Below are 24,294 nucleotides of genomic sequence, written 5' to 3' on the forward strand. Positions count from 1 at the left end.
ATGCTGGCGCGCATTCGCCAAATGGCCGAATGAAGGTGCCAGTTGCCATGATCAGATCAGAGGCGCATCAAGAGATGCCAACGAACGATGCTCAGCGTGAAACACCGATGCCACCGCTGGTGAATTCGGCGCGAGAGGCAGCGCTCAAAGCGCTTGGGGATCTTCGTCCCGTTAGGCCGCCGTTGTTTGAGAATGACTCGAGGACGCTATGGCTTTCCTCACGGACAGAAGCGGGGCGTGACTTGCCGTCGTACTTCCTTGTCTACTTTCTCCTTGTAGATTTCCTTGAATTTCCTCATATGGGGAAGTCGGAGAAGAGCGCGTGGACCGTTCCAGTGAGATATCGAGGTCGGCTGTATGGAGTAGAGCATCGCAAGATGGGACTTGGCGTGTTTGCGCCGAGTCTAGACCCCGATGCACGAATGAGCGGGAAGCCAACTGAAGACCAGGAGGCTGATGCCAAAGACATAACTGCGCTTATAACGAAGGCAGTTGATGCGGCCGGTCCATATTTCGATTGGCGTGTCAAAAAAGCAGCCTCGGGCACGCAGCTTAATGTTTTGAATAAGGGGTCTTCTCTCTTCGAACGCTATGAGTACTTCCGTGATCGCTTCAAAGCACTGTCTACAGAGGAAGATGGGCGGAAATTTGAGCATCAAATCAAGAGAGATGTGCTCGATGATGGAATGACACTAACGAACGTTTCGTTTCCATCCTTAGCGTTGCTCAGGGAAGCAGACTGGAATGCGCAAGCGGCAGTCGAAGCGTTCTTTAGCTGGACTGAGCACGTATTCATTCACCTTGCCATCCTTCAAGGGCGAGCTCGCACAGGCGACGATGTTGCCAAATTAGCTGGGGCGGACTGGAAGGCGAAGTTCAAGGCTGCGCTGGATGTCAATGAGAAGGCCACGAAAAATCACTATGAAGTGCTTCTAGATTTGAGGGCTCAGATTCGCAACTTTATGGCACATGGCTCGTTTGGAAAGCGAGGCGAGGCGTTTCTCTTCCACTCTGGTGCAGGGGCTGTTCCATTGTTGCTCACTGACGATCAGCGGCACCGATACTCCCTTACAGGAAAGCGAGCCTTTAATGAGCGGTGGGCGATCACGGAGATAGAGTCGTTTATCGCGCACTTGTGGTCGGGTGCGCGCGCACCCGCCAAACACCATATCCTTAGCGATCTTCCTAGCATCCTAACTTTTGCTGAAGATGGCACCTACAAAAATGCAATGGTCTCTGAGGAGGCTATGGAGGAATTCATTGAGAATCTGGCTCGCGAGTTCGACAACGCAGCGAATATGGACTGGTAGCTCTGCATGCTGACCAGCAGCAAGCAAGTTGGGAGCCTGCCGCTCCACCAGTGCAGCGACAGACCTGGTACTCATGTTCGCTTCTGGCCGATAGCCGTCATGCTGCGGAGCGCTCCAAAGTCATTTGACGCCACCCTCTCTCCATAGCACCATTCCCCCGCTGCCCTGAATCCGGCAGCCGGGTTTAGCAGCCCGACTCACAAGGCGCACCAGCGCCCATCGACCGATGACCGGCGCTTTTTTCATGCGCCGCCATCGACGCATGGAAGCATGCCCGTTTCATGGCGGGCGGTGCGCGGAGACCGCGAGGTCTGCCGGTTCCTTGTGGCCGGTCTGCTAACCGCGTACCGTCCGTCGCCTTCGTTTAGCAGCGGGAGCGGCGGATTCCAGTCAACACAAGGAATCCCACATGACCCGTCGCAAGTCACCGGCGCGCACTGCCGCGTCCAAGTCTCCCCGCAAACCCCGTCGCGCCCGCTGCGTTTGGACCATCGCGGAAGATCCGCCCGCCACGGAAGCCGCGCCACCCGAACCGCTGCCGCCCGCAAAGCCCCCACGCCCGCACCGCCGCCGCTTCCGCATCCCGCATCGCTGCACGATGGGTTTCCAGTACTACGACGAACGCCGCGACGAGCAGGTCGTCAGCCGCGCCGTGCCCAAGCTGCGCCTGTCCGGCCGCTGGTTGGAGCAATGCGGCTTCGCGGTTGGTGACGATTTGCAGGTGACGGTCGGGCGTGGCGTGTTGCTGGTGAGTCGGCGCAGAAGCGCTTGATGATTGACGCCATGCCGGCGCGACATCGCTGACCGAACCCGATATCACCACCCACAAAAACAACAGGCCCGGACATCACTGCCCGGGCCCGTTGCCATGCGGCGGGCTTACTTGCTCAGGAAGTCCAGCAGATCCTGGTTGAGGCGATCCTTGTGGGTATCCGCCAGGCCGTGCGGGGCGCCCTTGTAGACGATGAGCTGTGCGCCCTTGATCAGCGCGGCCGAGGCCTTGCCCGAGGCGTCGATGGGGACGATCTGGTCGTCGTCGCCGTGGATCACCAGCGTGGGCACGTCGAACTTCTTCAGGTCGGCACGGAAGTCGGTGGCGGAGAACGCGGCGATGGAGTCATACGTGTTCTTGTGGCCGGCCTGCAGGCCTTGGGCGACGAACGACTGGATCAGCGCGGCGTTCGGCTTCTGGCCCGGACGGTTGAAGTTGAAGAACGGGCCGGAGGCGATATCGGTGTACAGCTGCGCGCGGTTGTCCAGCGAGCCCTTGCGCAGGCCGTCGAACACTTCGGCCGGCAGGCCGCCCGGGTTGTCGGCGGTCTTGAGCATCAGCGGGGGCACGGCGCTGACCAGCACGGCCTTCTTGACCCGCGCGGTGCCATGGCGGCCGATGTAGCGGGCCACTTCGCCGCCGCCGGTGGAGAACCCGACCAGGGTGACGTCCTTCAGGTCCAGCGCTTCGATGACCGCGGCCAGGTCGTCGGCGTAGTGGTCCATGTCGTTGCCGTCCCACGGCTGGCTGGAGCGGCCGTGGCCGCGGCGGTCGTGGGCGACCACGCGGTAGCCCTTGGAAGCCAGGAACAGCATCTGCGATTCCCAGCTGTCCGAGCTGAGCGGCCAGCCGTGGCTGAAGGTGACGACCGGGCCGTCCTTCGGGCCCCAGTCCTTGTAGTACAGCTGCACGCCGTCGCGGGTGGTGACGTAGCTGCCGCTGACGGTGGCGCCCAGGGCGGTGGGCGCCTGCGGGGATTGGGCGGCCTGGGCGGTGGCGCCGGTCTGGGCGGCGAAGGCGAGCAGGGCGACGGCGACGGAGCGGGTGAGCGTGTTCATGGGTGGAATCCTTGGATGGAGGGTGGTGGGCGGCGCGGGGGCCGTGCCGGTGGGCGAGGTGTACTTTGCGCGCCGGGGCGATACGATTGGCTACGTACCGTCCTTAAAACTTAACCGAGCGTCCTGATGTCCGACCGACTCGCCGCCCTGCTGGAGCGCTTCTCCGTCACCGCCCAGGTGTTCCAGGCCGGCGCCCTGTGTGGCGTCAATCTGCTGGAGGCCGAGGCCGGCCTGGGCCAGCTGCACCTGATCAGGCACGGCGCGGTGGAGGTCTTCCACGGCAATGCCTCGCACTGCGTGGAGGTGCCCAGCCTGCTGCTGTACCCGCGGCCGATGTCGCACCGCTTCGTCACCGATCCGGTGCGCGGTGCGGATATGACCTGCGCCAACGTGCGTTTCGACGGCGGCGCGAGCAATCCCATCGCGGCCTCGCTGCCGGAATTCATCTGCCTGCCGCTCGACGCGATCGACGGCGCTCCGCCGGTGCTGGATCTGCTGTTCGACGAGGCGTTCGCGCAGCGTTGCGGACGCCATGCCTTGGTCAACCGCCTGTTCGAGGCGCTGATGGTGCTCATCCTGCGCCAGCTGATGGAACGCGGCGAAGTGCGCGGCGGCATGCTGGCGGGCATGTCGCACCCGCGACTGCGCCACGCCCTGGTGGCCATGCACGAGTCGCCGGCCCGGGAATGGACGCTGGACGATCTGGCCGCGACCGCCGGCATGTCGCGCAGCGTGTTCGCCGGCGCCTTCCGCGAAACGCTGGGCATCACCCCCGGCCAGTACCTGCAGGGCTGGCGGGTCAGCCTGGCGCAACAGGCCCTGCGCCAGGATCGCCCGCTGAAAGTCGTGGCCGCCGACGTCGGCTACGGCAGCGAAGCCGCGCTGTCGCGCGCCTTCAAGGCGCACGTGGGGCTGGCGCCGCGTGAGTGGAAGCGGGTGCAGGCGTCGAGCTGATACGGCGGGTGCCACGACAAGCCGACCGACAGTCGCTGTGCCCGGGTTGCCGGCGGCAGCGATGCGGCTTGGCCACCGGCGAGGATCGGCAGATCACCGTCGGGCGTGGCATGCTGCGCGACGGCGATCGGGTGTGGGGACACCCGACCCGCATTCAATCAACGGAGGGGACATGGCGACGGACAGCAGCGGGGCGTTCGGCAAGGAATTCCTGGAGGCCTATCTGAAACTGGGCCTGGGGTCGATGACCAAGTCGGATATCGACGCGCTGGTGATGTGGCTGCTGGACCGGCATGGTCATAACGGCAGCGGTCCGCTGTCGGCCTACAGCAACCAGACCATCAGCGAGCGCCTGCGCACGCCGGTGGCCAAGGTGAAGAAACTGCGCTACGAGGCCGCGCTGAAGTTCGGCGCCAGTTTCACCTCCGTCGAAGACATGGCCAGGGCACGCCTGCTGTATTCGCTCTCCACCGCGACCTTCGAGCTGGAGCACGACAAGATCTGCCTGATCATCGAGGACGCGCTGGTCAAGTACTGGTTGCAGGGCCAGTTGAAGATCAACCGCCAGATCTTCGACCACCCGTTCAACACCGAAATCCTGCGCCTGTCCGCCAGCGCGCTGTTCGACGTGCTGTCCTCGCTGTTCGACGCCAAGTCCGTGGACACCCTGCGCGCGGACTACGCCGCCGCCGAAAAGATCCGGGACGACAGGAAGCGCGCCGACAAACTGAAGAAGCTCGCCGAGGACTTCGCCGGCAGCGCCGCCAAGGCGGCCGGCAAGGGCGTGGTCAACCTGTTGATGCCGGTGCCGGCGGGTTGAAACTGAAAACCGCATGCGCGTATTGATTGCCTGCTTGATGCTCGCGTTGACGGGATGCGGCCAGGAAACCCCATCCGCCGCGACCTCGTCCGCGCCGTCCTCTCCGTCGCTATCGTCAAGCGACCCCGCCGCCGATCTGGTCCGAAACTTCAGAATGGGCGCCAACCTGGAACAGATGGCGAATGACGTGGCGGCCTCCACCCATACTTATGCCACTGTGTCACCGACCGCCGTCAAAGCGCGGATACGCCAGTGGTGCCCAAGTATCAGGCCGAGTGGGATGCCAATCTTGCCAAGGCATACGCGGCGCATCTTTCCCCGGACGAATTGCGTTCGCTTGCGAAGGAAGGCCGCCGGTCGCCGTTCTATTCAAGGCTGGAGCGGCAGCGGCCGGCAATTGCGGAAGACATGAAGGCTGCGTCCGGCGGGTTGTTGCAGCGGCTTGTCAGTGAAGCGCTGACGGGCGCGGCTGAGCGTCCCTGAGCGTTCACGCCAGTCCAACATCACGGCAGTACGCTCCCCCTCCGGAACCCGACTCACGAGGCCCGCCATGATCCCGCGCATCCAGCCCTGTCTCTGCTTTGATGGCAACGCCGAGGAAGCCGCCAGTTTCTACGCGGATACCTTCGCCGATACCCGCATCGACAAGATCAACCGTGCGCCCGGCGACTATCCGGACGGCAAGCAGGGCGGCGTGCTGACCATCGAGATGACGATCCTGGGCAAGCCCTTCCTGCTGTTGAATGGCGGCGCGTCGTTCACCTTCAGCGATGCGATGAGCTTCCAGGTCTCCACCGAGGATCAGGCGGAAACCGATCGCTACTGGAAGGCCATCACCGAGAATGGCGGCCAGGAGATCATGTGCGGCTGGTGCAAGGATCGCTTCGGCCTGTGCTGGCAGATCACGCCGCGTCGGCTGATGGAACTGGTGAGCGGCGGTGGCGAGCAGGCTGAGCGCGCGTTCAAGGCGATGATGGAGATGAAGAAGATCGACATCGCTGCGCTGGAGAAGGCGGTGGCGGGCTGACCGTTCCGCCCGTACATCGCTTCTCCTCCCCGCCTTCGGCCAGTGCTATCGTTCGCGCCCATGAGCAAAGCCACCGACACGGTCAGATTCAAGGCGAAGCTGTCCCGGCCGGCGGAGCCGAAGGGCGCGGCATGGAGCTTCCTGGTGCTGCCTGCCGAGGCCAGCGCCAAGCTGCCCACGCGCAGCCAGGTCACCGTGGACGGCACGCTGGACGGACACGCCTTCCGGGCCACGCTGGAGCCGGATGGGCAGGGCGGTCACTGGCTCAAGGTCGAGAAGAAACTGCGCGAAACCGCCGGCGTGTCGGTGGGCGACACCGTGACGCTGGAAATGGCGCCGGTGGCGGTGGAACCCGAGCCCAAGGTCCCGCCCGACATCCGCAAGGCGCTGTCCGAACATCCGGCCGCCAAGGCGCAGTGGGACACCCTCACTCCGGTCGCGCGCCGCGACTGGATCCAGTGGATGACCTCCGGCAAGAAGGCCGAAACCCGCGTGAAGCGGATCGCCACCGCGTGTAGCCAGCTGGAATCGGGCAAGCGCCGCGCCTGCTGTTTTGACCGGTCGGGGATTTACAGCAACGCGTTCTGTGCGCCGGAGGCGGCGGAGTAGGTTTGGCTTTACCGGGAACAAGACTTGCCACTCGAACGCCAGAATGCGAACCCCGAAACTGATTGAACTCTCCTGCCGGTCCTTGATGCGTCCCCAGCTGCCAGCGGACGTAAAGGACTGTGAGCTATCGTTCACCGCGAAAATCGGAATGGATGCATCACAGGGTGATAATTTCCGGTTCTCCGTAGTGACGCCTGCGGCGTTGACGAGATGCCGGTACACGGGCTGGGGCAAGGACCAGCTGATACTTCAGGAATTTGCGTGGGTATTGGTAGATAACTATCTCGATAACCTTCTTTCTTCCATTCGCGGTGACTCCTGGGAAGAGGTCGCCAGGCAGATCCATGAGTTCATGGATTGGGAGAAATACACCTGCAGATAGGCGGTCGTCTTAGTTCAGAAAGGCTATATAGGAGAGTTTCCATGCCAGACTGGTCAGTGATTGGTTATAGGGACTTCTGGGACGTCCCACGAATGATGGTGGCCCGGCATGGTGATGAGACCTTTCTCTTCCACTCCCGGTTCGATGAGGAGTTGGATGATTTCATCGACTACTACGAGGTCTGGCGGATGCCATCGTTGACAGAGGAAGACCTTCAGGACTCATGGGAAAGGTTGGAAATGCGGGCGCTGGAACGGATGCCGGATATCGGCCTGCGTGAGTTGCCATTCCCGTTTGTTCAACGGGGTTCCGGTAGAGGGGATGGCTGATGGTTCGGTTTCAGTGGAAATCAGCAACTGGGGAACCATCCATCGGAGCCCTTGGATGACGCGAGACCACGCATGCTATTGATAGCTAGCATCCGTGACGCCTGGGGCTGGACGGGCTTGAAACCGCACTCCGTGGTAGGAGAAAACGACTTCGGAAACCTCATCGTGGAAGATGAGGATGGTCGCTACTGGCGCTTGTGCCCGGAAGATCTTCAATGCGAGGTGGTGGCCGACGACAGGGGCCAATTGGACGCACTTGCGCACGATCAGGAATTTCTGACCGACTGGTACATGGCCGAGTTGGTGGCGCAAGCCAAGGCGAGCCTGGGTTTGCTTCGTCCCGGCTACAAGTACTGCCTGAAAGTTCCGGGTGTACTGGGAGGCCCGTACGACGCCTCGAATATCGCGCTCATTTCATTGGGTGAGTTGATCGCCGCATCGGGTCACCTTGCAAAGGAAATAGCGAAGCTTCCGGATGGTTCCAGGGTTCGGCTTTCCGTGGAGCCTTAGCGGTCTGGAACGGGCTTGGATTTCCGGTCGCGCCTTATGTCGCTCCTACAAGAGCAAACTCGTACACAGGCGCCTTCAGTCCAGGTCATTGGCTGAGGACATTTGTTCATTTCGCATCGTCAGGCTGCGAGAAACGGAATCCGCCCCAATGCGGTAGGATCTCCACCCCCGCAAGCAGGTCCAGATGCCATGAGCCATTCCGACGACAAGCCCGGCAAGGTCAGCCAGGAGCAGGCCGAAGACGCGGTCCGCGTGCTGCTGGAGTGGGCCGGCGAGGATCCGGCGCGCGAAGGATTGCTGGATACCCCGAAGCGGGTGGCCAAGGCGTATCGCGACTGGTTCAGCGGTTACCGGATGGATCCGCGCGAATACCTGGCGCGCACCTTCGAGGAAGTGGCCGGCTACGACGAGATGATCGTGCTGCGCGATATCGAATTCGAAAGCCATTGCGAGCACCACATGGCGCCGATCATCGGCAAGGCGCACGTGGGCTACCTGCCCAACGGCAAGGTGGTGGGCATCAGCAAGCTGGCGCGGGTGGTGGACGTGTACGCGCGCCGCTTCCAGGTGCAGGAGAAGCTGACCGCGCAGATCGCGCAGTGCATCCAGGACGTGCTGCAGCCGCGCGGCGTGGGCGTGGTGATCGACGGCGCGCACGAGTGCATGACCACCCGCGGCGTGCACAAGCGCGGGGTCAGCATGATCACCTCCAAGATGCTGGGCGAGTTCCGCGAGGACGCGCGCACCCGCGCCGAGTTCCTGCGCTTCATCGAGACCGGCGGCCGCCGCTGAATTCCGGCTGGCCGGCGGTGCGCGGAGGCATCGGCGGCGGGCCAGGACGGGTTCTCGCGGGCGCGGCGCTGTCGCAGAATGCGGAAACCTGACCCGCACGCCACGCCATCGGAGGGCCGTCGCATGACCCATTCCCCATCCATTCGCCTGCGCCTGTTGGCCGGCCTGCTGCCGGTGCTGCTGGCGGCGTGCGCCTCCCCCGCTTCACCCGAGCCGGTGGACTCGGCCGGACCGCCGCCGGATGTAACGAAGCTGTTCGCCGACGCGCTGCATTGCCGCGGCGATTTTCCGGATGGGCGCGAACCGGCGATGGCCGAACGCCTGCGCGCGGCCGGCGTCGCGTTCACGGATCGCGCGCCCGGCGAGATCATCGATCTGCTGTACCGGTTTCCGCAGCCGCTGAAAATCGACGGCACCGAGATTCCCGCCATCGTCGTGCGCGGCGACAGCGGCCTGGTGGTGATCGCGCAGGCGCGTGGCGACATGGACGATTTTGTCCGCCGCATGCAGGCCACGCCGCATGCGCCGGATCAGGCGGCGGCCGATGGCTTCGGCGAACTGGACGTGCTGTACAGCCGCGCCATGCCGCCGCGTCCGGGCGTGGACGAAACCGCGCCGCGCCTGGTGATTGGCCGCGGCATCGAAGCCGCGGCCTATGCCTTCCGCTGGGGTTGCCGTTCCTACGACGGCTGAGCGCGCCCGTCCCCGCGTGGATGGTTCTGACATGCGGGGCATGACACTGAAGGTCGTATAGCCCCGAGTCGGCGCGGCGCCCGCAAAATGGCGCTTTGTTTTCAGGGAATGTCGATGCCATTGCGTCATGCCGATCCGCGATGCGCCCGACGCCTGCGCGCCTGTGGGCTGACTTTGTTGTGCTGGGCGGGGGCCGCGATGGCCGCCGACGGACCCTATCTGCAACTGGAGGCGCGCCTGGTCGAGGAGCCCTATCAATGGCTGCTTCCGGATGGCACGGTGGTCCGCGAGGGCCTCAGTGACGAGGCCGCACGGGTCGCGGTGGCGCCGATGGGGGACCGCGAGGACTATCTGCTGGAAATGCTGTGGGGCCGCTTCCCGGTGACGGTCCCCGCGCGTTGCTGGCAGTTGCCGGCGGTCCAGTTCGAAAGCTGCGTGACGATGGGGCCGCGCGAGGATTCGGCATGGCAGCGCGAGCAGGCGGAGGCCTCCGGACGGGAGGAGGCCGAGCGCCAGCAGATCCGCGAGACGCGCGTCGCCTGGGCGAGTGAGCGGGTCGGCACCAAGCGGGTGCCGCGCATCCTCGAGGCCGCGCTGGCCGAGCATTGGCGCTGGCTTGCAACGGACGCGGGGCGTGCGGATCCGGACGCGTTTTCCTGCGGCCGGCTGAAGCCCGCCGTGGCCGCCGCGCCCTCGCAGGAGACCCTGCCGCGCCGGGCCATGCGGGATGGCGAGCCGGATGCGGTCGCCGCGTATGCGCAGGCCGCGCGTGACGGCAACTGGCGCGCCGCCGCCGGGCTGTTCGACGCGATGCTGGAAGACGAGGATTTCGAGTCGGCCCAGGTGATCGTGGCCTGGTTGTTGAAGCGGGAGATTCCCGCCGGCTACAACAAGCTCGGCACGCTGCTGGCGGCGACGACCGGATACGACGGCGCGGCCGGTGACGGCGGCGCATTGCTCGAGGGCCTGCGCCGGCACGCGGCATGGCGTGGCGACCCGGCGGCGCAGATGGAGCTGGCGGATCTGCTGGAAGACGCGGGCGACGAAGCCAACGCCGCCCGTCTGCGCGAGTGCGCCATCGCGCAGAACCCGGCGCTGGCAAGGTAGGGCGGGACGTCGGCGGCGCGTGCAGGAAAACCGCGCCGCTGCGATGATGACTCGGATGAAATCCGTTCCCGATGCCTGCCCCTGCGGTGCCCCCACCGCCTACACCGCCTGCTGCGGTCGTTATCACGCCGGTGAAGCCGCGCCCGATGCCGAAGCGCTGATGCGTTCGCGCTACAGTGCGTTCGTGCTTGGCGACGAAGCCTATCTGCGCGCGAGCTGGGATCCGGCGACCTGCCCGGCGGCCCTCGGACTGGACCCACCCGGCGATACGCGCACGCAATGGCTGGGCCTGACGGTGAAGCGGCATCGCCTCACCGGCGGGAACGCGGCCGGGGAAAGCACCGCCGAGGTCGGGTTCATCGCACGCTACCGCGTGGGTGGCGGCTCGGCGGTGCGGCTGCATGAACTCAGCCGCTTCGTGCGGCGCGATGGCCGCTGGTACTACGTGGACGGCGATCACCGCTGAGTCGACGTCCGCGGTTCCGCACGGCGAGCCGTTCAGGCATGTGGTCGCGAATCCACGGCGGGCAGGGCAGAGTAGGAATCCCCCGCCGGCCAGGGAGGCCATCCGATGAAACCGCTGCTGTTGTGGGCGCTGCTGGCGCCGCAGGATCCGCCGCCGATTCCACCACCGCCACCAGCGCCCCCGCCGGCGCAGTCGATGCCGGCGCCCTTGTCGCCGGAGTCCGCGCCGGTTCCGGTGCGGCGCGATCCGGTGTTCGATGCCTGCCTGGCGAAGATCCGCCCGCAGGCCGCCGCGCGCGGCATACCCGCCGATGCTTACGATCGGCTGACGGCCAACCTGGTGCCCGACCTGTCGGTGCTGGATCTGCTGGACGCGCAGCCCGAGTTCACCACGCCGTTGTGGGATTACCTGGCCGGACTGGTCGACGACGAACGGGTGGCCGATGGCAGGAAGCAGCTCGATGCCCATCGGGATCTGCTGGCGACGGTCGCCATGCAGTCCGGCGTGGATCCGGCGACGGTGGTGGCGGTGTGGGGCGTGGAAAGCGACTACGGCCGGGTCTCCGGCAAGCGCCCGCTGCTGGTTTCGCTGTCCACGCTGTCCTGCTTCGGGCGCCGGCAGGCGTTCTTCCGTGGCGAGTTCCTGTCGCTGCTCGGTCTGCTGCACGCCGGCGATCTGCGGGATCCGGATCTGACCGGCTCCTGGGCCGGCGCGTTCGGGCATACCCAGTTCATGCCCTCGACCTATGCGCGCATCGCGGTGGATCAGGATGGCGATGGTCGCCGCGATCTGGTCGGCAGCATTCCCGATGCGCTGGCGTCCACCGCCGCCTATCTGCAACGCGCCGGCTGGGTCGGCGGCGAGCCCTGGGGCTACGAGGTGACGCTGCCGCCGGGCTTCGACACGACGCTGGCGGGGCGCACTAAACGGCGCCCCCTCTCGGATTGGCTGGCGCGCGGCGTCGTGCGCGCGGACGGCGCGCCACTGGCCGCCGCCGACACGCCGTCGGCGCTGCTGCTGCCGACCGGCGCGCGGGGACCGGCGTTCCTGGTGTTCCGCAACTACGACGCGATCTATGCCTACAACGCCGCCGAGAGCTATGCGCTGGCCATCGCGCTGCTGTCCGACCGCCTGCGCGGCGGCGCCGGCTTGCGGACGCCCTGGCCCACCGATGATCCCGGTCTGTCGCGCGCGCAGCGCCGACAGCTGCAGGCGCTGTTGCTGGCCCGGGGCCACGCGATTGGCGCGGCCGATGGCATGATCGGCGCCAATACCCGTCGCGCCATCCAGGCCGAGCAGCAGACCCTGGGCCTGCTGCCCGCCGATGGCCGCGCGGGGCTGAAGATCCTCACCGCCCTCGAGCGCGCCGGCCCGCCGGTCGCGCTTCCGAAGAGTCCACCATGACCTCGACGTCCGCCTCCGTCCGTTCCGGCGATTTCAACGACATTCCCGCCTGGTGCATCGACACGCCCGCCGCGCGCGCGGCGATCAGTGTCCACGGCGGACAATTGCTGGCCTGGCGGCCGACCGGCTTCGACGAGGTGCTGTGGTGCTCGCCGACCAGCCGCCGTCCGCCGCAGGCGATACGCGGCGGGGTGCCGGTGTGCTGGCCGTACTTCGGCCGCGATGGCCAACCCGCCGATGCGCCGCAGCACGGCCACGCGCGCATCACGGCGTGGCAGTTCGTCGACGCGATGGAGGAAGAAGACGCGGTGGTGCTGGATCTGGCGCTGCCGCCGGATCCGCGCACGCCACTGCGGTTGCGCCAGCGGCTGCGCATCGGCGCCGCGCTGGAGCAGACGCTCATCACCACCCATGCCGGTGACGCCGGGATCGCGTTCACCCAGGCGCTGCACAGCTATTTCGCGGTGGGCGACGTGGAGCAGGTGTCGGTTTCCGGCGTGGACGGCCTGCGCTATGCCGACAAGCTGGAGGGCGGCCGGCACGCGCAGGCCGGCGACTGGCGGCTGGACGAGCCGCGCGATCCCGGCCGCAGCGATCGCATCTACGAGGACGCGGGCAGCCGGTTCGTCCTGACCGATCCGGTCGGCCGGCGCCGCATCACCGTGGAGACGCGCGGGAGTCGATCACTGGTGATCTGGAATCCGGGCGAAACCGGCGCCGCCGCCATCGCCGACATGCCGCCGCGGGGGTGGCGGGAATTCCTGTGCGTGGAAACCGCCAACGCGGGCGAGGACGTCGTCCGGCTGGTCCCGGGCGCGGAACATCGATTGGGGCAGCGCCTGTCCGTCTCACCTTTGTAGACGGGAGATCCACTACACTGCGGCACCTTTTTTCCGCCGTGCGTATCCCGTGACCGAAGCCCCGCCCGTCAGCGGCCGCCGCGCCGCGCTGATCTTCATTTTCGTCACCGTCCTGATCGACATCCTGTCGTTCGGCGTGATCATCCCCGTGCTGCCCGGCCTGGTGCGCGAGTTCGTCGGCGGCGACTTCGCCAAGGCGGCCTGGTGGGTCGGCATCTTCGGCACCCTGTTCGCGATCATCCAGTTCGTCTGCTCACCGATCCAGGGCGCGCTGTCGGATCGCTTCGGCCGCCGGCCGGTGATCCTGCTGTCGTGCTTCGGACTGGGCGTGGACTTCCTGCTGATGGCGCTGGCGCAGTCGCTGCCGTGGCTGCTGATCGCGCGCATCTTCTCGGGCGTGTTCTCGGCCAGCTTCACCACTGCCAACGCCTACATCGCCGACATCACCCCACCGGAGAAGCGCGCGCAGGCGTTCGGCATGATCGGCGCGGCGTTTGGCCTGGGTTTCATTCTCGGTCCGCTGCTGGGCGGACAGTTGAGCAAGATCGATCCGCGCGCACCGTTCTGGTTCTCGGCCGGGCTGGCGCTGCTGAATTTCCTGTACGGCTGGTTCGTGCTGCCGGAATCGCTGCCGAAGGAAAAGCGCACGCCGCGTTTCGACTGGTCGCATGCCAATCCCGTGGGCTCGCTGTTCCTGTTGGGGCGCTATCCGCAGGTGTTCGGTCTGGCGGCGGTGGTACTGATTGCCAACCTCGCGCACTACGTCTATCCGAGCGTATTCGTGTTGTTCGCCGAATACCAATATCGCTGGGATGAGGATCAGGTGGGTATGGTGCTGGCTCTGGTTGGCGTGTTCAGCGTGATCGTGCAGGCGGGACTGGTAGGCCGGGTGGTGCCCAAACTGGGCGAACGCCGCACATTGCTGTTCGGCCTGGCCTGCGGCGTGGCCGGCTTCTTCATCTACGGCCTGGCCGACGTGGGCTGGATCTTCCTCGCCGGCCTGCCGATCAGCGCGCTGTGGGGACTGGCGGGACCGGCCACCCAGGCGCTGATCACGCGCCAGGTCGGGCCGGAAGTGCAGGGCCGCATCCAGGGCGCGCTGATGAGCCTGGTCAGCCTGGCCGGCGTCATCGGCCCGATGATGTACGCCAGCACCTTCGCCCTGTTCATCGGCAAGAACGCGCCGGCGCACCTGCCGGGCGCGCCGTGGATGCTGGCTTCGCTGCTGCTGTTCATCGGCCTGCTGGTGGGCTGGCGCTTCGCCCGCCCGGCGCCGGTGGCACACGCCTGATCCGTCGGCCGGCCGGGGGGACTCAACCTCCGGCACTGTTCGCCGTGCCTCGGCTGGGCGATGCTCGCGCGAAACACGAGACGCGAGGTTTCCCATGCGAAAGACGATGCTGTTGGGCTTTGCCGTGGTGCTGGCCGGCTGCGCCAGCCAGCCCGATTACTACGACACCAATGCGGCGGTGGATGCGAATCCGCTGTGCGCCAGTCGCCCGGACAATCCGAATGATCCGGTGTCCAAGGATTGCGAACGCTCCAGCGGCGCGCGCTGGTCGCAGGACGACAAGAGCAGCCAGCCGCTGGATCTGAGCGGGGCAAAGAAAAAGAAGGACGACTGAGGACCGCGGCCCGGCGGCCGTCTTCCGCGCCGGGAGGCGGCCTGCCGGCGCACGGGCCGGAGGCCACCTCCCTTCACCGCCGATCGCGCCCCGGCCGGGAGAGAGACTTCATTCGTCCGGCGCGCGGGCCGGCGGTGCCGCGTCAATCGTTTTCGACGTGGACGATCGCGCCGGTGGTCGCGTCCAGATGCACCTCGACATCGTTGCCGTCGGCGCGCTCGGCCTCGGCCTTCCACATGCCGTCGTCGAAATCGACGTCATGGACCTTGGAGTAACCGGCGGCGGCCAGCCTGGCCTTGATGTCGTTCTCGCTGAAGTTCGACACCAGTGTCTCGGCCTTGATGTCGCCGTTGGCCGGATTCACGCGCACATCGACGCGATTGCCGTCCGCGCTGGTGGCATCGGTCTCCCACATGCCGTCCTCGAAATCGAGATCGTCCATGCGGGTGTAGCCCTTCTCGGTCAGCAGCGCGCGCACCTGCGGTTCGGTCATCGCCGCCTTGGCGGGATCCTGCGCCTGGGCCTGCGCGAGCACCGGAGTGGCGATCAGCGCCAGCGCCAGCAGCCCGGGTTTGCGGGAAGGGCGGATGAAGGAAAGCGTCTGCATGGTTCGCTCCTGTGTCGGGAGGAACCCGATCCTGCCGCCGCCCACTTCACCGGCGGATGAACCCGCTGGAAAGACGGCGTGAACCGTTCGGCGAAATGAAAACCGCGTGAGCGCGACGTTCTATCCGCGCCGCCAGATCAGCAGCGTCACCACGCCGGCGATCAATCCCCAGAACGCCGAACCGATGCCGGCGATGGTCAGGCCCGAGGCCGTCACCAGGAAGGTGATCAGCGCCGGTTCGCGATGCGATTCCTCGCGCAGCGCCGCCGACAGGCTGTTGCCGATCGTGCCGAGCAGGGCGATGCCGGCAATCGCCATGATCAGTTCCTTGGGGAACGCGGCGAACAGCGCGGCGACGGTGGCGCCGAAGATGCCGACCAGCACGTAGAACACGCCGGCCGCGATCGCCGCGACGTAACGGCGATCCGGATCCTCGTGGGCCTCGCGACCCATGCAGATCGCGGCGGTGATCGCGGCCAGGTTGAGCGCGAACGCGCCGAACGGCGCCAGCAGCAGATTGGCAACACCGGTCCAGCCCACCGCGGGCGAAATCGGGATCGCGTAGCCGGAAGCGCGGATCACCGCCACGCCGGGCACGTTCTGCGAAGCCATCGTCACCACGAACAACGGCAGGGCGATGCCGAACAGCGCCGGCAACGAGAAGCTGGGGAACAGGAAGATCGGCTTCGCCAGTTCCCAGTGCAAGTCGTCGGTCTTCAACTGGCCGAGTCCGGCCGCGAAGGCGATGCCGACCAGCAGGGTCAGGATGACCGCGTAACGCGGCAACAGCCGGCGTGCGAGCAGGTAGACCACGAACATGGTCAGCGCCATGCCCAGCTGGGTCTTCATGGCGACGAAGGCGTCCAGGCCGAAACGCAGCAGCACGCCGGCCAGCATGCCCGAGGCCAGCGACACCGGGATCCGGCTGATGGTTTTCTCGAACACGCCCGAGAAGCCGCAGGCGGCGATCAGCGCCGCCGAGATCATGAAGGCGCCGATGGCGTCGGACAGCGGCAGGCCCGCCGCGCTGCTGATCAGCATGGCCGCGCCGGGCGTGGACCACGCAGTCACCACCGGCATGCGATAGCGCAGCGACAGACCGATGCAGGTCAGGCCCATGCCCAAGCCGAGCGCCCACATCCAGGAACTGATCTGCTCCGGCGACGCACCCAGCGACTGCGCCGCCTGGAACACGATGACCGCCGAACTGGCGAAACCGACCAGCACGGTGACGAAGCCGGCGGCGATGGCGGACAGGGACAGATCGCGCAGCAGGGCGCGCGGCGGGGATGCGTTGGACATGGAGATGCCGCTCGACGGAACTGGGTGATTGTCGCTTACGGATGCGGGCGCAGAAAGTGCGTGGCGCGGCTGCGGGTGATGGCGCGCATGGAATGCCGGATTCCGGTGGCCGTCATCGGTGTGATGGGAGACGGCGGTGATGGCCGGGAGCTTGTTGTCATGGCGCGGGGTTTCTCCGGTTGGCCCCCACCCCAACCCTCCCCCGCAGGCGGAGGAGGGGACTGTGTGTGCGCGCTGACGGATTCATCGACGGGATGCGCCGGTGGCCTGATCTGTCCGCGCACTGGATACAGCGACGCTCCGGCTTTGGCCTCTTCCGCCGCTCGCGAGGGAAAGGAGCTGTGTGCGCGCGCCGACGGATTCATCGACGGGATGCGCCGGTGACCTGATCTGTCAGCGCACTGGATGCAGCGACGCTCCGGCTGTGGCCTCTTCCCCGCTCGCGGGGGAAGGCGGGGATTGGGGGCGCCTTCGGCGCGACAGAAAAGCCACATGCCACCCCCCATCCATCGCGTCACTCACACCCGACAACCTCCAGACCCTCTCAACCCCGCGACGCCCGCAACCCCACCGCCGCCAGCCAGCGCCGCGCGACCACAGGCGAGGTCATGCACACCGCATCGTCGGTGACGGTGGTGACCGCGCGCTCCAGCAACTGGATGTCGGCTTCGTGCTGGCGCGCCACGTGCGGATCCTCGAAGAAGATCACCCGCTGGCAACGCCGCTCCAGCACGCGATCGGCGATCTGCGCGTCGCCGCCCATCGGGCCGCTCTGGTAACGCTCGGCCCAGATCCGGTCCTGCGGCCAGCCGCGGCTCCAGGCCAGTTCGTTGAGGCGCTGGCCGGTGGTGCCGGTGGCGACGCGGTGGGCGAAGCGCGAGAGCAGATCGAAATGCTCGGCGGCGAAGGCCAGCATCTGCGGCTTCATCGCATCGTGCGCGATCAGCGCCAGGGTCTGCCGCTCCAGCGCGTGGAAGCGATCCGCACCGGGATCCGGTGCGAAGCCGGCATGGATGCGCTCCATCTCCACCCAGTCGCGCGCCGAGGCGACGGTCGACAAAAACGGCTTGCCATGGATCACGCACTGGCGCTTCAGCGCGACGGCTTCGGGAAAGATGGACGAAGGATCGACCGGATCGATCAGGTAGATCGCACCGTCGAGATTGCGCTCGGCGCCTTCCAGTCCGACCACTTCCGCCACCAGCTTCATCAGGCCGCCCTCGCGGCCGTAGGGCAGCCGGCGCAGGTGCGGATAGTTGGCCAGCATGCCGGCGGCGACGATGGCGTCGTGGGTGCGCCCCACCGCGTGCAGGCCAAGTCCCAGCTCGCGGATGCCGGATTCGCAGGCGCGCAGCCAGCGGAACAGCGCGGCGTCTTCGTTGTGATGGTGCAGGCGGTTGGCGGCAAGACCCAGGCGCATGGACGGGGCGTCGAAGGGGAAAGCGCTAGTCTAGCGATCCGGCGTGCGCGGCACAGGTGGGCTTCGGCCCACCATTGCCATACCAGTCCACCGACGCCCGCAGTCGTATGCGGGACGTCGATGCGGTGAATCAGTCCGCGAGCATCTCCGCGATGCTCGCCGCCGCGTCCCGGCCCTCGGCCACCGCGGTGACCACCAGATCCGCGCCGCGCACCGCGTCGCCGCCGGCGAACAGCTTGGGGTTCGTGGTCTGGAACGGCAGGCGATCGCCGCCACCGGCGACGATGCGGCCATTCGGCGTGCCCTCCACGCCCTGCGCGGCCAGCCACCCGGGCACGCTGGGCGAGAAGCCGAAGGCGATGATCACCACGTCCGCTTCCAGCAGCGATTCGCTGCCTTCGATCGGCACGGCGTTCTGCCGGCCGCGTTCATCGGGCTCGCCCAGGCGGGTTTCCACCACCCGCACGCCGGTGACCTGGCCCCCGGCATCGCCGACGACCGCCAGCGGCTGGCGGTTGAACAGGAAGCGCACGCCTTCCTCGCGCGCGTTGGCGACTTCACGCGCCGAGCCGGGCATGTTGGCTTCGTCGCGGCGATAGGCGCAGGTGACCTTGGCCGCGCCCAGTCGGATCGCGCTGCGCACGCAGTCCATGCCGGTGTCGCCGCCACCCAGCACCACCACCCGCTTGCCGGCCAGATCCGGCAGCGCGAGCTTGTCTTCCCAGCCGGCGATTGGCCGGCCCCAGGGATCGTTGCCGCCGACGATGCGGCCGTTCTGCACCAGGAACGGCAGCGCCGGCAGCACGCCGTCCAGATCCTGTCCTTCCAGGCCGCCGTCGGTGTAGCGGTAGGCGCCGGTGCCGAGGAACACCGCGTCGTAGTCGGCCAGCAGTTCCTCCAGGCTCACGTCGCGGCCCACTTCCACGCCCAGGCGGAACTCGATGCCCATGCCTTCGAGCACCTCGCGGCGGCGGGCGATGACGCTTTTCTCCAGCTTGAAGGTGGGGATGCCGAACTGCAGCAGGCCGCCGATCTGTTCATAGCGGTCATACACCACCGCGTGGATGCCGGCGCGCGCCAGCCGATCCGCGCAGCCGATGCCGGCCGGTCCCGCGCCGATCACCGCGACCCGCTTGCCGGTGGGCTTGACGTCGCTCAGGTCCGGACGCCAGCCGTTGGCCAGCGCGGTGTCGGTGATGAACTTCTCGACTGCGCCGATGGTGACCGCACCGAATTCCTCCAGCGTGCACGCGCCCTCGCACAGGCGATCCTGCGGACACACCCGGCCGCACACTTCCGGCAGCGGGTTGGTCGAATGGCACAGCGCCGCGGCTTCCTCGATGCGGTTTTCCTGCACCAGTTGCAGCCACTGCGGAATCGCGTTGTGGACCGGGCACTTCCAGCTGCAATACGGATTGCCGCAATCCAGGCAGCGGCCGGCCTGGTACTGCGCCTCGGGCTTGTCGAACTTGCCGTACAGCTCGCCCCAGTCACCGGAGGTGCGCAGTTCCAGCGGAATGCGCTGCGGCATGGTCCGCGGCAGTTCGAGGAATTGGAAGACGTGCTTCTTGCTCATGGTTGGATTCTCGACGCCTTCCCCCGCATGCGGGGGAAGGAGGGGAAGGAGGCGCTCCGGCAATCCATCACGCGGCCCTGCGCAGCGAATCGGTCAACGATTCCAGGCTCGCCGCCTTCGGCTTGACCAGCCAGAACTTGCCGACGTAGTCGCGGAACTCGTCCAGGATCTGCTGCGCCCAGATGCTGCCGGTGAGTTCGCGGTGGCGCTGGATCAGCTTGTGCAGGTGCTGGCGGTGGCTCTCGAAGCCCTCCGGCGAGATCCGGTGGATGTCGATCAGTTCGTGGTTGTAGCGGTCGACGAAATCGCGATCCAGATCCAGCACGTAGGCCAGGCCACCGGTGAAGCCGGCGCCGAAGTTCAGGCCCACCCGGCCCAGCACCATCACGATGCCGTCGGTCATGTACTCGCAGCAGTGATCGCCGGCGCCCTCGATGACCGCCAGCGCGCCGGAGTTGCGCACCGCGAAGCGCTCGCCCGCGCGACCGGCGGCAAACAGTTCACCGCCGGTGGCGCCGTACAGGCAGGTGTTGCCGAGAATCGGCGTGTTGCGCGCCTCGAAGCGCGCGCCGCGTGGCGGGCGCACCACCAGCCGGCCGCCGGCCATGCCCTTGCCGACGTAGTCGTTGGCTTCGCCTTCCAGTTCCATGTGCAGGCCGCCGGCGTTGAACGCGCCGAAGCTCTGCCCAGCGCTGCCGCGGAAGCGCAGGTTCAACGGCGCGTCGGCCATGCCCTGGTTGCCGTGGGCGCGGGCGATGGCACCGGACAGGCGGGTGCCGATCGAGCGATCGGTGTTGTGGATCAGGAAGCGGTGATCGCCACCGGCCTTGCGCCGGATCGGCTCGGCCAGCAGGCCATCGAGCTGGGTGGCCAGGCTGTCCGGCGATTCGTACAGGCGCTGCGCGGCGCAGCTTTCGCTGCCGGTCTGCGCGCCCTGCAGCAGGCGGCTCAGGTCAACGCGCACGCCATCGCGCGGCGAGACGTCGATCTGTTCCAGCAGATCGGTGCGGCCCACGATTTCGTCCAGCGAACGCGCGCCCAGGTAGGACAGCCATTGGCGCACTTCCTCGCTGAGCAGGCGGAAGAAGTTCTCCACCCGTTCCGGCAGGCCGGTGAAGTACTGCGCGCGCAGGCGCTCGTCCTGGGTGGCCACGCCGGTGGCGCAGTTGTTGAGGTGGCAGATGCGCAGGTACTTGCAGCCCAGCACGATCATCGGGCCGGTGCCGAAGCCGAAGCTGTCCGCGCCCAGCAGCGCCGCCTTGACCACGTCCAGGCCGGTCTTCAGGCCGCCGTCGGTCTGCAGCACGGTGCGATCGCGCAGCTGGTTGGTGACCAGCGCCTGGTGGGCTTCGGCCACGCCCAGTTCCCACGGCACGCCGGCGTAGCGGATCGAACTGATCGGGCTGGCGCCGGTGCCGCCGTCGTGGCCGGAGATGGTGATGAGATCCGCGCCGGCCTTGACCACGCCGGCGGCGATCGTGCCGACGCCCGCGTGCGAGACCAGCTTCACCGATACCAGCGCCTGCGGATTGACCTGCTTGAGGTCGTAGATCAGCTGGGCCAGATCCTCGATGGAGTAGATGTCGTGGTGCGGCGGCGGCGAGATCAGGCCGATGCCCGGGCGCGCGTAGCGCAGGCGGGCGATCAGTTCGTTGACCTTGTGGCCGGGCAGCTGGCCGCCTTCACCGGGCTTGGCGCCCTGGGCGACCTTGATCTGCAGCACTTCGGCATTGACCAGGTACTCGGGCGTGACGCCGAAGCGGCCGGAGGCGACCTGCTTGATCTTGCTGCGCTTCTCGGTGCCGTAGCGGGCCGGATCCTCGCCGCCTTCACCGGAGTTGCTGCGCCCGCCCAGGCGGTTCATCGCGATCGCCAGCGCCTCGTGCGCTTCCGGCGACAGCGCGCCCAGGCTGATCGCGGCGGTGTCGAAGCGACGCAGCAGATCGCCGGCGTCGGCGACCTCGGACAGCGGCGTCGGCGTTTCCGCGCGCTTGAGCGCCAGCAGATCGCGCAGCGCCGAAGGCGGACGCGAGTTCACCGCGTCAGCGTATTTCCGCCAGTCGGCGACGTCGCCGGTGCGGGTGGCGCGTTGCAGCGTCGTCACCACGTCCGGGTTGTACATGTGGTACTCGCCGCCGTGGACGTACTTGAGCAGGCCGCCGATTTCCGGCTGCGCGCGATCGTTCCAGCCACGCGACTCCAGTTCGCGCGCCTCGGCGTCCAGGCGCGCGAAGCCGACCCCGCCGATGCGCGCGGGCGTGTCGGCGAAGCACAGCTCGACCACCTCCGGCTCCAGGCCGACGATCTCGAACAGCTGCGCGCCGCGGTAGCTGCTGATGGTGCAGATGCCCATCTTGGAGATGATCTTGGACAGGCCCTTGTAGATGCCCTTGCGGTAGCTGCGGCCAATCTGGGCCTGCTCGCCGCCCTTCTTCAGCTGCAGGATGCCGCGCCGGCCCAGGTCGAACAGGGTCTGGTAGGCCAGGTACGGATACACCGCGGTGGCGCCGTAACCGATCAGGCAGGCGATGTGGTGCGCGTCGCGCGCGGTGCCGGTCTCGATGATCAGGTTGACGTCGCAGCGCAGGCCTTCGCGGCACAGATGATGGTGGACCGCGCCGGTCGCCATCAGCGCGTGCACCATCGGCCGGCCCTGCTGCGGCCGGCGATCGCTCAGCACCACCATGACCATGCCTTCGCGCGCGGCCTGTTCGACCTCGGCGCAGATGCGCTCGATGGCCGCCTTCAGCCCTTCCTCGACGCTGTAGGACAGATCGATGTAGCGGTGCTTCTGGTCGTACGGATCCATCTTCAGCAGCTGGCGCAGCTTGCGCTGGCTGAGCACCGGCGAATTCAGGATGACGTGGTTCACCGTCTCCGGGCCGGCGTGGAAGATGTTGGTCTCCTTGCCGAGCTGGGTCGCCAGCGACATCACGCAGTCTTCGCGCAGCGGATCGATGGGCGGATTGGTGACCTGGGCGAAGCCCTGGCGGAAATAGTCGTACAACGGCCGGGTCTGCCGGCTCAGCACCGCCATCGGGGTGTCGTCGCCCATCGATCCGGTGGCTTCCTGCTCGGTCTCGGCGAGCGGACGCAGCACCTGCTCCACTTCCTCGCTGGTCAGCTGGAACAGCTTGTGGAAGCCGCGCAGGGTCTTCTCGTCGAACGGCGCGTCGGTCAGCGACGGATCGATCAGTTCGGTCTGCAGGTAGGTGACGCCGTGGTGCAGCCACTGCTTGTACGGCGCGCGTCCACGGTTGATGCGATCCACCGCCTCGCTGTCGAGCAGGTCGCCGCGCTTCAGATCGATGGCCATCATCTCGCCGGGACCGAGCTTGCCCTTGCGGGTGACGCGCTCGGCCGGCACTTCCCACACGCCGGCTTCGGAAGCGACCAGGAAATGGCGATCGCTGGTCAGCATCCAGCGCGCCGGGCGCAGGCCGTTGCGATCCAGCATGCACGCGGCGTAGCGGCCGTCGCAGGCGACGATGCCGGCGGGGCCGTCCCACGGCTCGGTGTTGAGGCCATAGAACTCGTAGAACGCGGCCAGGTCGGCATCCTTGAACTCCAGCGACTGGGTCGCCGGCGGCACCAGGATGCGCAGCGCCTGCAGCAGATCCATGCCGCCGGCCACCAGCAGCTCCAGCATGTTGTCCAGGCTCTGCGAATCGGAGCCGTGCATGGAGATGACCGGATCGAACTCGGCGATGTCGAAGCGCGGCGTCTTCCACACCTTGCTGCGCGCCTGCGCCCAGCGGCGGTTGCCTTCGATGGTGTTGATTTCGCCGTTGTGCGCCAGCAGGCGGAACGGGTGCGCCAGCGGCCAGCGCGGCAGGGTGTTGGTGGAGAAGCGCTGGTGGAACACCACCGCGCTGCTGGCCAGATCGCTGCGCTGCAGATCCGGATAGAAGATCGGCAGCTTGTCCGGCAGCACCATGCCCTTGTAGCCGATGGCGTGCTGGGCCAGGGTGACCACGTAGAAATCGGGGATGTCGGCGCGCAGCTGCTGCTCGCTGCGGCGGCGGGACAGGAACAGCGCCAACCCGAAGGCGTCGTCGTCCTGGTGATCGCCGGCATCGACGAAGATCTGTTCGATGCGCGGCAGGGTTTCCTTGGCCAGCACGCCGCACACGCTGTCGTCGGTCGGCGGCACGCGCCAGCCGCGCGGACTCACGCCGGCGCGGCGCAACTCGGCTTCCAGCGTGGCGCGACATCGATCCGCCTGCGCGGCGTCATGCGGCAGGAACACCAGGCCGGCGGCGAAACGCGCGCCCACGGTGATGCCGGCTTCCTCGGCCAGCGCATGCAGGAAGGCATCGGGTTTCCGGATCAGCAGGCCGCAGCCATCACCGGTGAGTCCGTCGGCGGCGACGCCGCCGCGATGGGTCATCCGCGACAGCGCGGCAATGGCGGTGTCGACCAGCGCGCGTGACGGCTGGTCATCCAACTGCGCGATCATGCCGAAACCGCATGCGTCGCGTTCGTCGTTCGGGTCGTAGAGCCCGTGGCGACTGCGAGGGGCCATTTCTGCCTCAAACTTTGCTGACGGCGACACCGTGCCCTGCCCCGCAGCGGCACTTCGAAATGTCACCGGAAGCCCGACTAAAGCACAGATGTTGCGGTGCCGCAACATGGATCCGACGAAGCCCGACGATAGTTGCAGAAGCAACT

The 24,294-nt window shown here is 66.9% G+C and carries 22 protein-coding genes and 1 pseudogene; 17 read left to right on the top strand and 6 right to left on the bottom strand.

Annotated elements, in window-relative coordinates:
* Positions 1–29: 29 nt before the first annotated feature.
* Both ACTHN1_RS11740 and ACTHN1_RS11745 read left to right on the top strand, forming a co-directional pair.
* Positions 30–1,310: a hypothetical protein gene (locus tag ACTHN1_RS11740; RefSeq protein WP_440471121.1), complete on the top strand. Its 1,281-nt coding sequence runs from the start codon at positions 30–32 to the stop codon at positions 1,308–1,310.
* A gap of 409 nt (positions 1,311–1,719) precedes the next feature.
* Entirely contained in the window at positions 1,720–2,082 is a 363-nt protein-coding gene (locus tag ACTHN1_RS11745; RefSeq protein ID WP_440471122.1) for a SymE family type I addiction module toxin, read from the top strand.
* A 107-nt stretch (positions 2,083–2,189) separates the two neighbouring features.
* On the opposite strand, the gene ACTHN1_RS11750 is transcribed toward ACTHN1_RS11745, so the two are convergent.
* Entirely contained in the window at positions 2,190–3,140 is a 951-nt protein-coding gene (locus ACTHN1_RS11750; protein ID WP_440471123.1) for an alpha/beta fold hydrolase, read from the bottom strand.
* A 126-nt stretch (positions 3,141–3,266) separates the two neighbouring features.
* Here ACTHN1_RS11750 and ACTHN1_RS11755 point away from each other — a divergent pair, with 126 nt between their 5' ends.
* The 15 genes and pseudogenes from ACTHN1_RS11755 (at position 3,267) to ACTHN1_RS11825 (ending at position 14,718) form a co-directional block, all read left to right on the top strand.
* Positions 3,267–4,094: a cupin domain-containing protein gene (locus ACTHN1_RS11755; RefSeq protein ID WP_440471124.1), complete on the top strand. Its 828-nt coding sequence runs from the start codon at positions 3,267–3,269 to the stop codon at positions 4,092–4,094.
* Between the two features lie 172 nt (positions 4,095–4,266).
* Positions 4,267–4,914: a hypothetical protein gene (locus tag ACTHN1_RS11760; RefSeq protein WP_440471125.1), complete on the top strand. Its 648-nt coding sequence runs from the start codon at positions 4,267–4,269 to the stop codon at positions 4,912–4,914.
* A gap of 255 nt (positions 4,915–5,169) precedes the next feature.
* Positions 5,170–5,397, top strand: a complete 228-nt coding sequence (locus ACTHN1_RS11765; RefSeq protein ID WP_440471126.1) for a hypothetical protein — start codon at positions 5,170–5,172, stop codon at positions 5,395–5,397.
* A gap of 67 nt (positions 5,398–5,464) precedes the next feature.
* Positions 5,465–5,941 (top strand): VOC family protein, encoded by a 477-nt coding sequence (locus ACTHN1_RS11770; protein ID WP_295376250.1) that lies wholly within the window; start codon positions 5,465–5,467, stop codon positions 5,939–5,941.
* A gap of 60 nt (positions 5,942–6,001) precedes the next feature.
* A complete protein-coding gene (locus tag ACTHN1_RS11775) occupies positions 6,002–6,550 on the top strand; it encodes a YdeI/OmpD-associated family protein (protein WP_440471127.1) in 549 nt (182 codons plus the stop codon).
* An 85-nt stretch (positions 6,551–6,635) separates the two neighbouring features.
* A complete protein-coding gene (locus tag ACTHN1_RS11780) occupies positions 6,636–6,932 on the top strand; it encodes an Imm8 family immunity protein (protein WP_440471128.1) in 297 nt (98 codons plus the stop codon).
* Positions 6,933–6,973: 41 nt separating this feature from the next.
* Positions 6,974–7,261, top strand: coding sequence for a hypothetical protein (locus ACTHN1_RS11785; RefSeq protein ID WP_440471129.1), 288 nt, complete (start codon positions 6,974–6,976; stop codon positions 7,259–7,261).
* Between the two features lie 72 nt (positions 7,262–7,333).
* Positions 7,334–7,771 carry a T6SS immunity protein Tdi1 domain-containing protein gene (locus ACTHN1_RS11790; protein WP_440471130.1) on the top strand — a complete coding sequence of 146 codons (438 nt, stop codon included), beginning with the start codon at positions 7,334–7,336 and terminating at the stop codon, positions 7,769–7,771.
* A gap of 189 nt (positions 7,772–7,960) precedes the next feature.
* A complete protein-coding gene (folE, locus tag ACTHN1_RS11795) occupies positions 7,961–8,563 on the top strand; it encodes a GTP cyclohydrolase I FolE (protein ID WP_440471131.1) in 603 nt (200 codons plus the stop codon).
* 123 nt (positions 8,564–8,686) lie between these two features.
* Entirely contained in the window at positions 8,687–9,256 is a 570-nt protein-coding gene (locus ACTHN1_RS11800; protein WP_440471132.1) for a hypothetical protein, read from the top strand.
* A gap of 198 nt (positions 9,257–9,454) precedes the next feature.
* Positions 9,455–10,363: a hypothetical protein gene (locus ACTHN1_RS11805; protein ID WP_440471133.1), complete on the top strand. Its 909-nt coding sequence runs from the start codon at positions 9,455–9,457 to the stop codon at positions 10,361–10,363.
* 55 nt (positions 10,364–10,418) lie between these two features.
* Entirely contained in the window at positions 10,419–10,829 is a 411-nt protein-coding gene (locus tag ACTHN1_RS11810; RefSeq protein WP_440471134.1) for a YchJ family protein, read from the top strand.
* A 195-nt stretch (positions 10,830–11,024) separates the two neighbouring features.
* Positions 11,025–13,093, top strand: a pseudogene (locus ACTHN1_RS11815) (lytic murein transglycosylase).
* 49 nt (positions 13,094–13,142) lie between these two features.
* Entirely contained in the window at positions 13,143–14,384 is a 1,242-nt protein-coding gene (locus ACTHN1_RS11820; protein WP_440471135.1) for a TCR/Tet family MFS transporter, read from the top strand.
* Positions 14,385–14,478: 94 nt separating this feature from the next.
* Positions 14,479–14,718: a hypothetical protein gene (locus ACTHN1_RS11825; RefSeq protein WP_440471136.1), complete on the top strand. Its 240-nt coding sequence runs from the start codon at positions 14,479–14,481 to the stop codon at positions 14,716–14,718.
* A gap of 142 nt (positions 14,719–14,860) precedes the next feature.
* On the opposite strand, the gene ACTHN1_RS11830 is transcribed toward ACTHN1_RS11825, so the two are convergent.
* From ACTHN1_RS11830 to gltB, 5 genes are all read right to left on the bottom strand, one after another.
* Positions 14,861–15,325 (bottom strand): PepSY domain-containing protein, encoded by a 465-nt coding sequence (locus tag ACTHN1_RS11830; RefSeq protein WP_440471137.1) that lies wholly within the window; start codon positions 15,323–15,325, stop codon positions 14,861–14,863.
* A gap of 120 nt (positions 15,326–15,445) precedes the next feature.
* A complete protein-coding gene (locus ACTHN1_RS11835) occupies positions 15,446–16,627 on the bottom strand; it encodes a benzoate/H(+) symporter BenE family transporter (protein ID WP_440471138.1) in 1,182 nt (393 codons plus the stop codon).
* Between the two features lie 544 nt (positions 16,628–17,171).
* The gene (locus tag ACTHN1_RS11840; protein ID WP_440471139.1) at positions 17,172–18,047 is read right to left on the bottom strand and encodes a methylglyoxal synthase; all 876 of its coding nucleotides are present in this window, start codon (positions 18,045–18,047) and stop codon (positions 17,172–17,174) included.
* 130 nt (positions 18,048–18,177) lie between these two features.
* Positions 18,178–19,623: an FAD-dependent oxidoreductase gene (locus ACTHN1_RS11845; protein WP_440471140.1), complete on the bottom strand. Its 1,446-nt coding sequence runs from the start codon at positions 19,621–19,623 to the stop codon at positions 18,178–18,180.
* A gap of 67 nt (positions 19,624–19,690) precedes the next feature.
* Complete coding sequence (gene gltB / locus ACTHN1_RS11850) at positions 19,691–24,148, bottom strand: glutamate synthase large subunit (protein WP_440471141.1); 4,458 nt, start codon at positions 24,146–24,148, stop codon at positions 19,691–19,693.
* Between the last annotated feature and the right edge of the window lie 146 nt (positions 24,149–24,294).

Origin of the sequence: Pseudoxanthomonas sp. (genome assembly GCF_051953815.1) — a bacterium.
Classification (GTDB): domain Bacteria; phylum Pseudomonadota; class Gammaproteobacteria; order Xanthomonadales; family Xanthomonadaceae; genus Pseudoxanthomonas_A.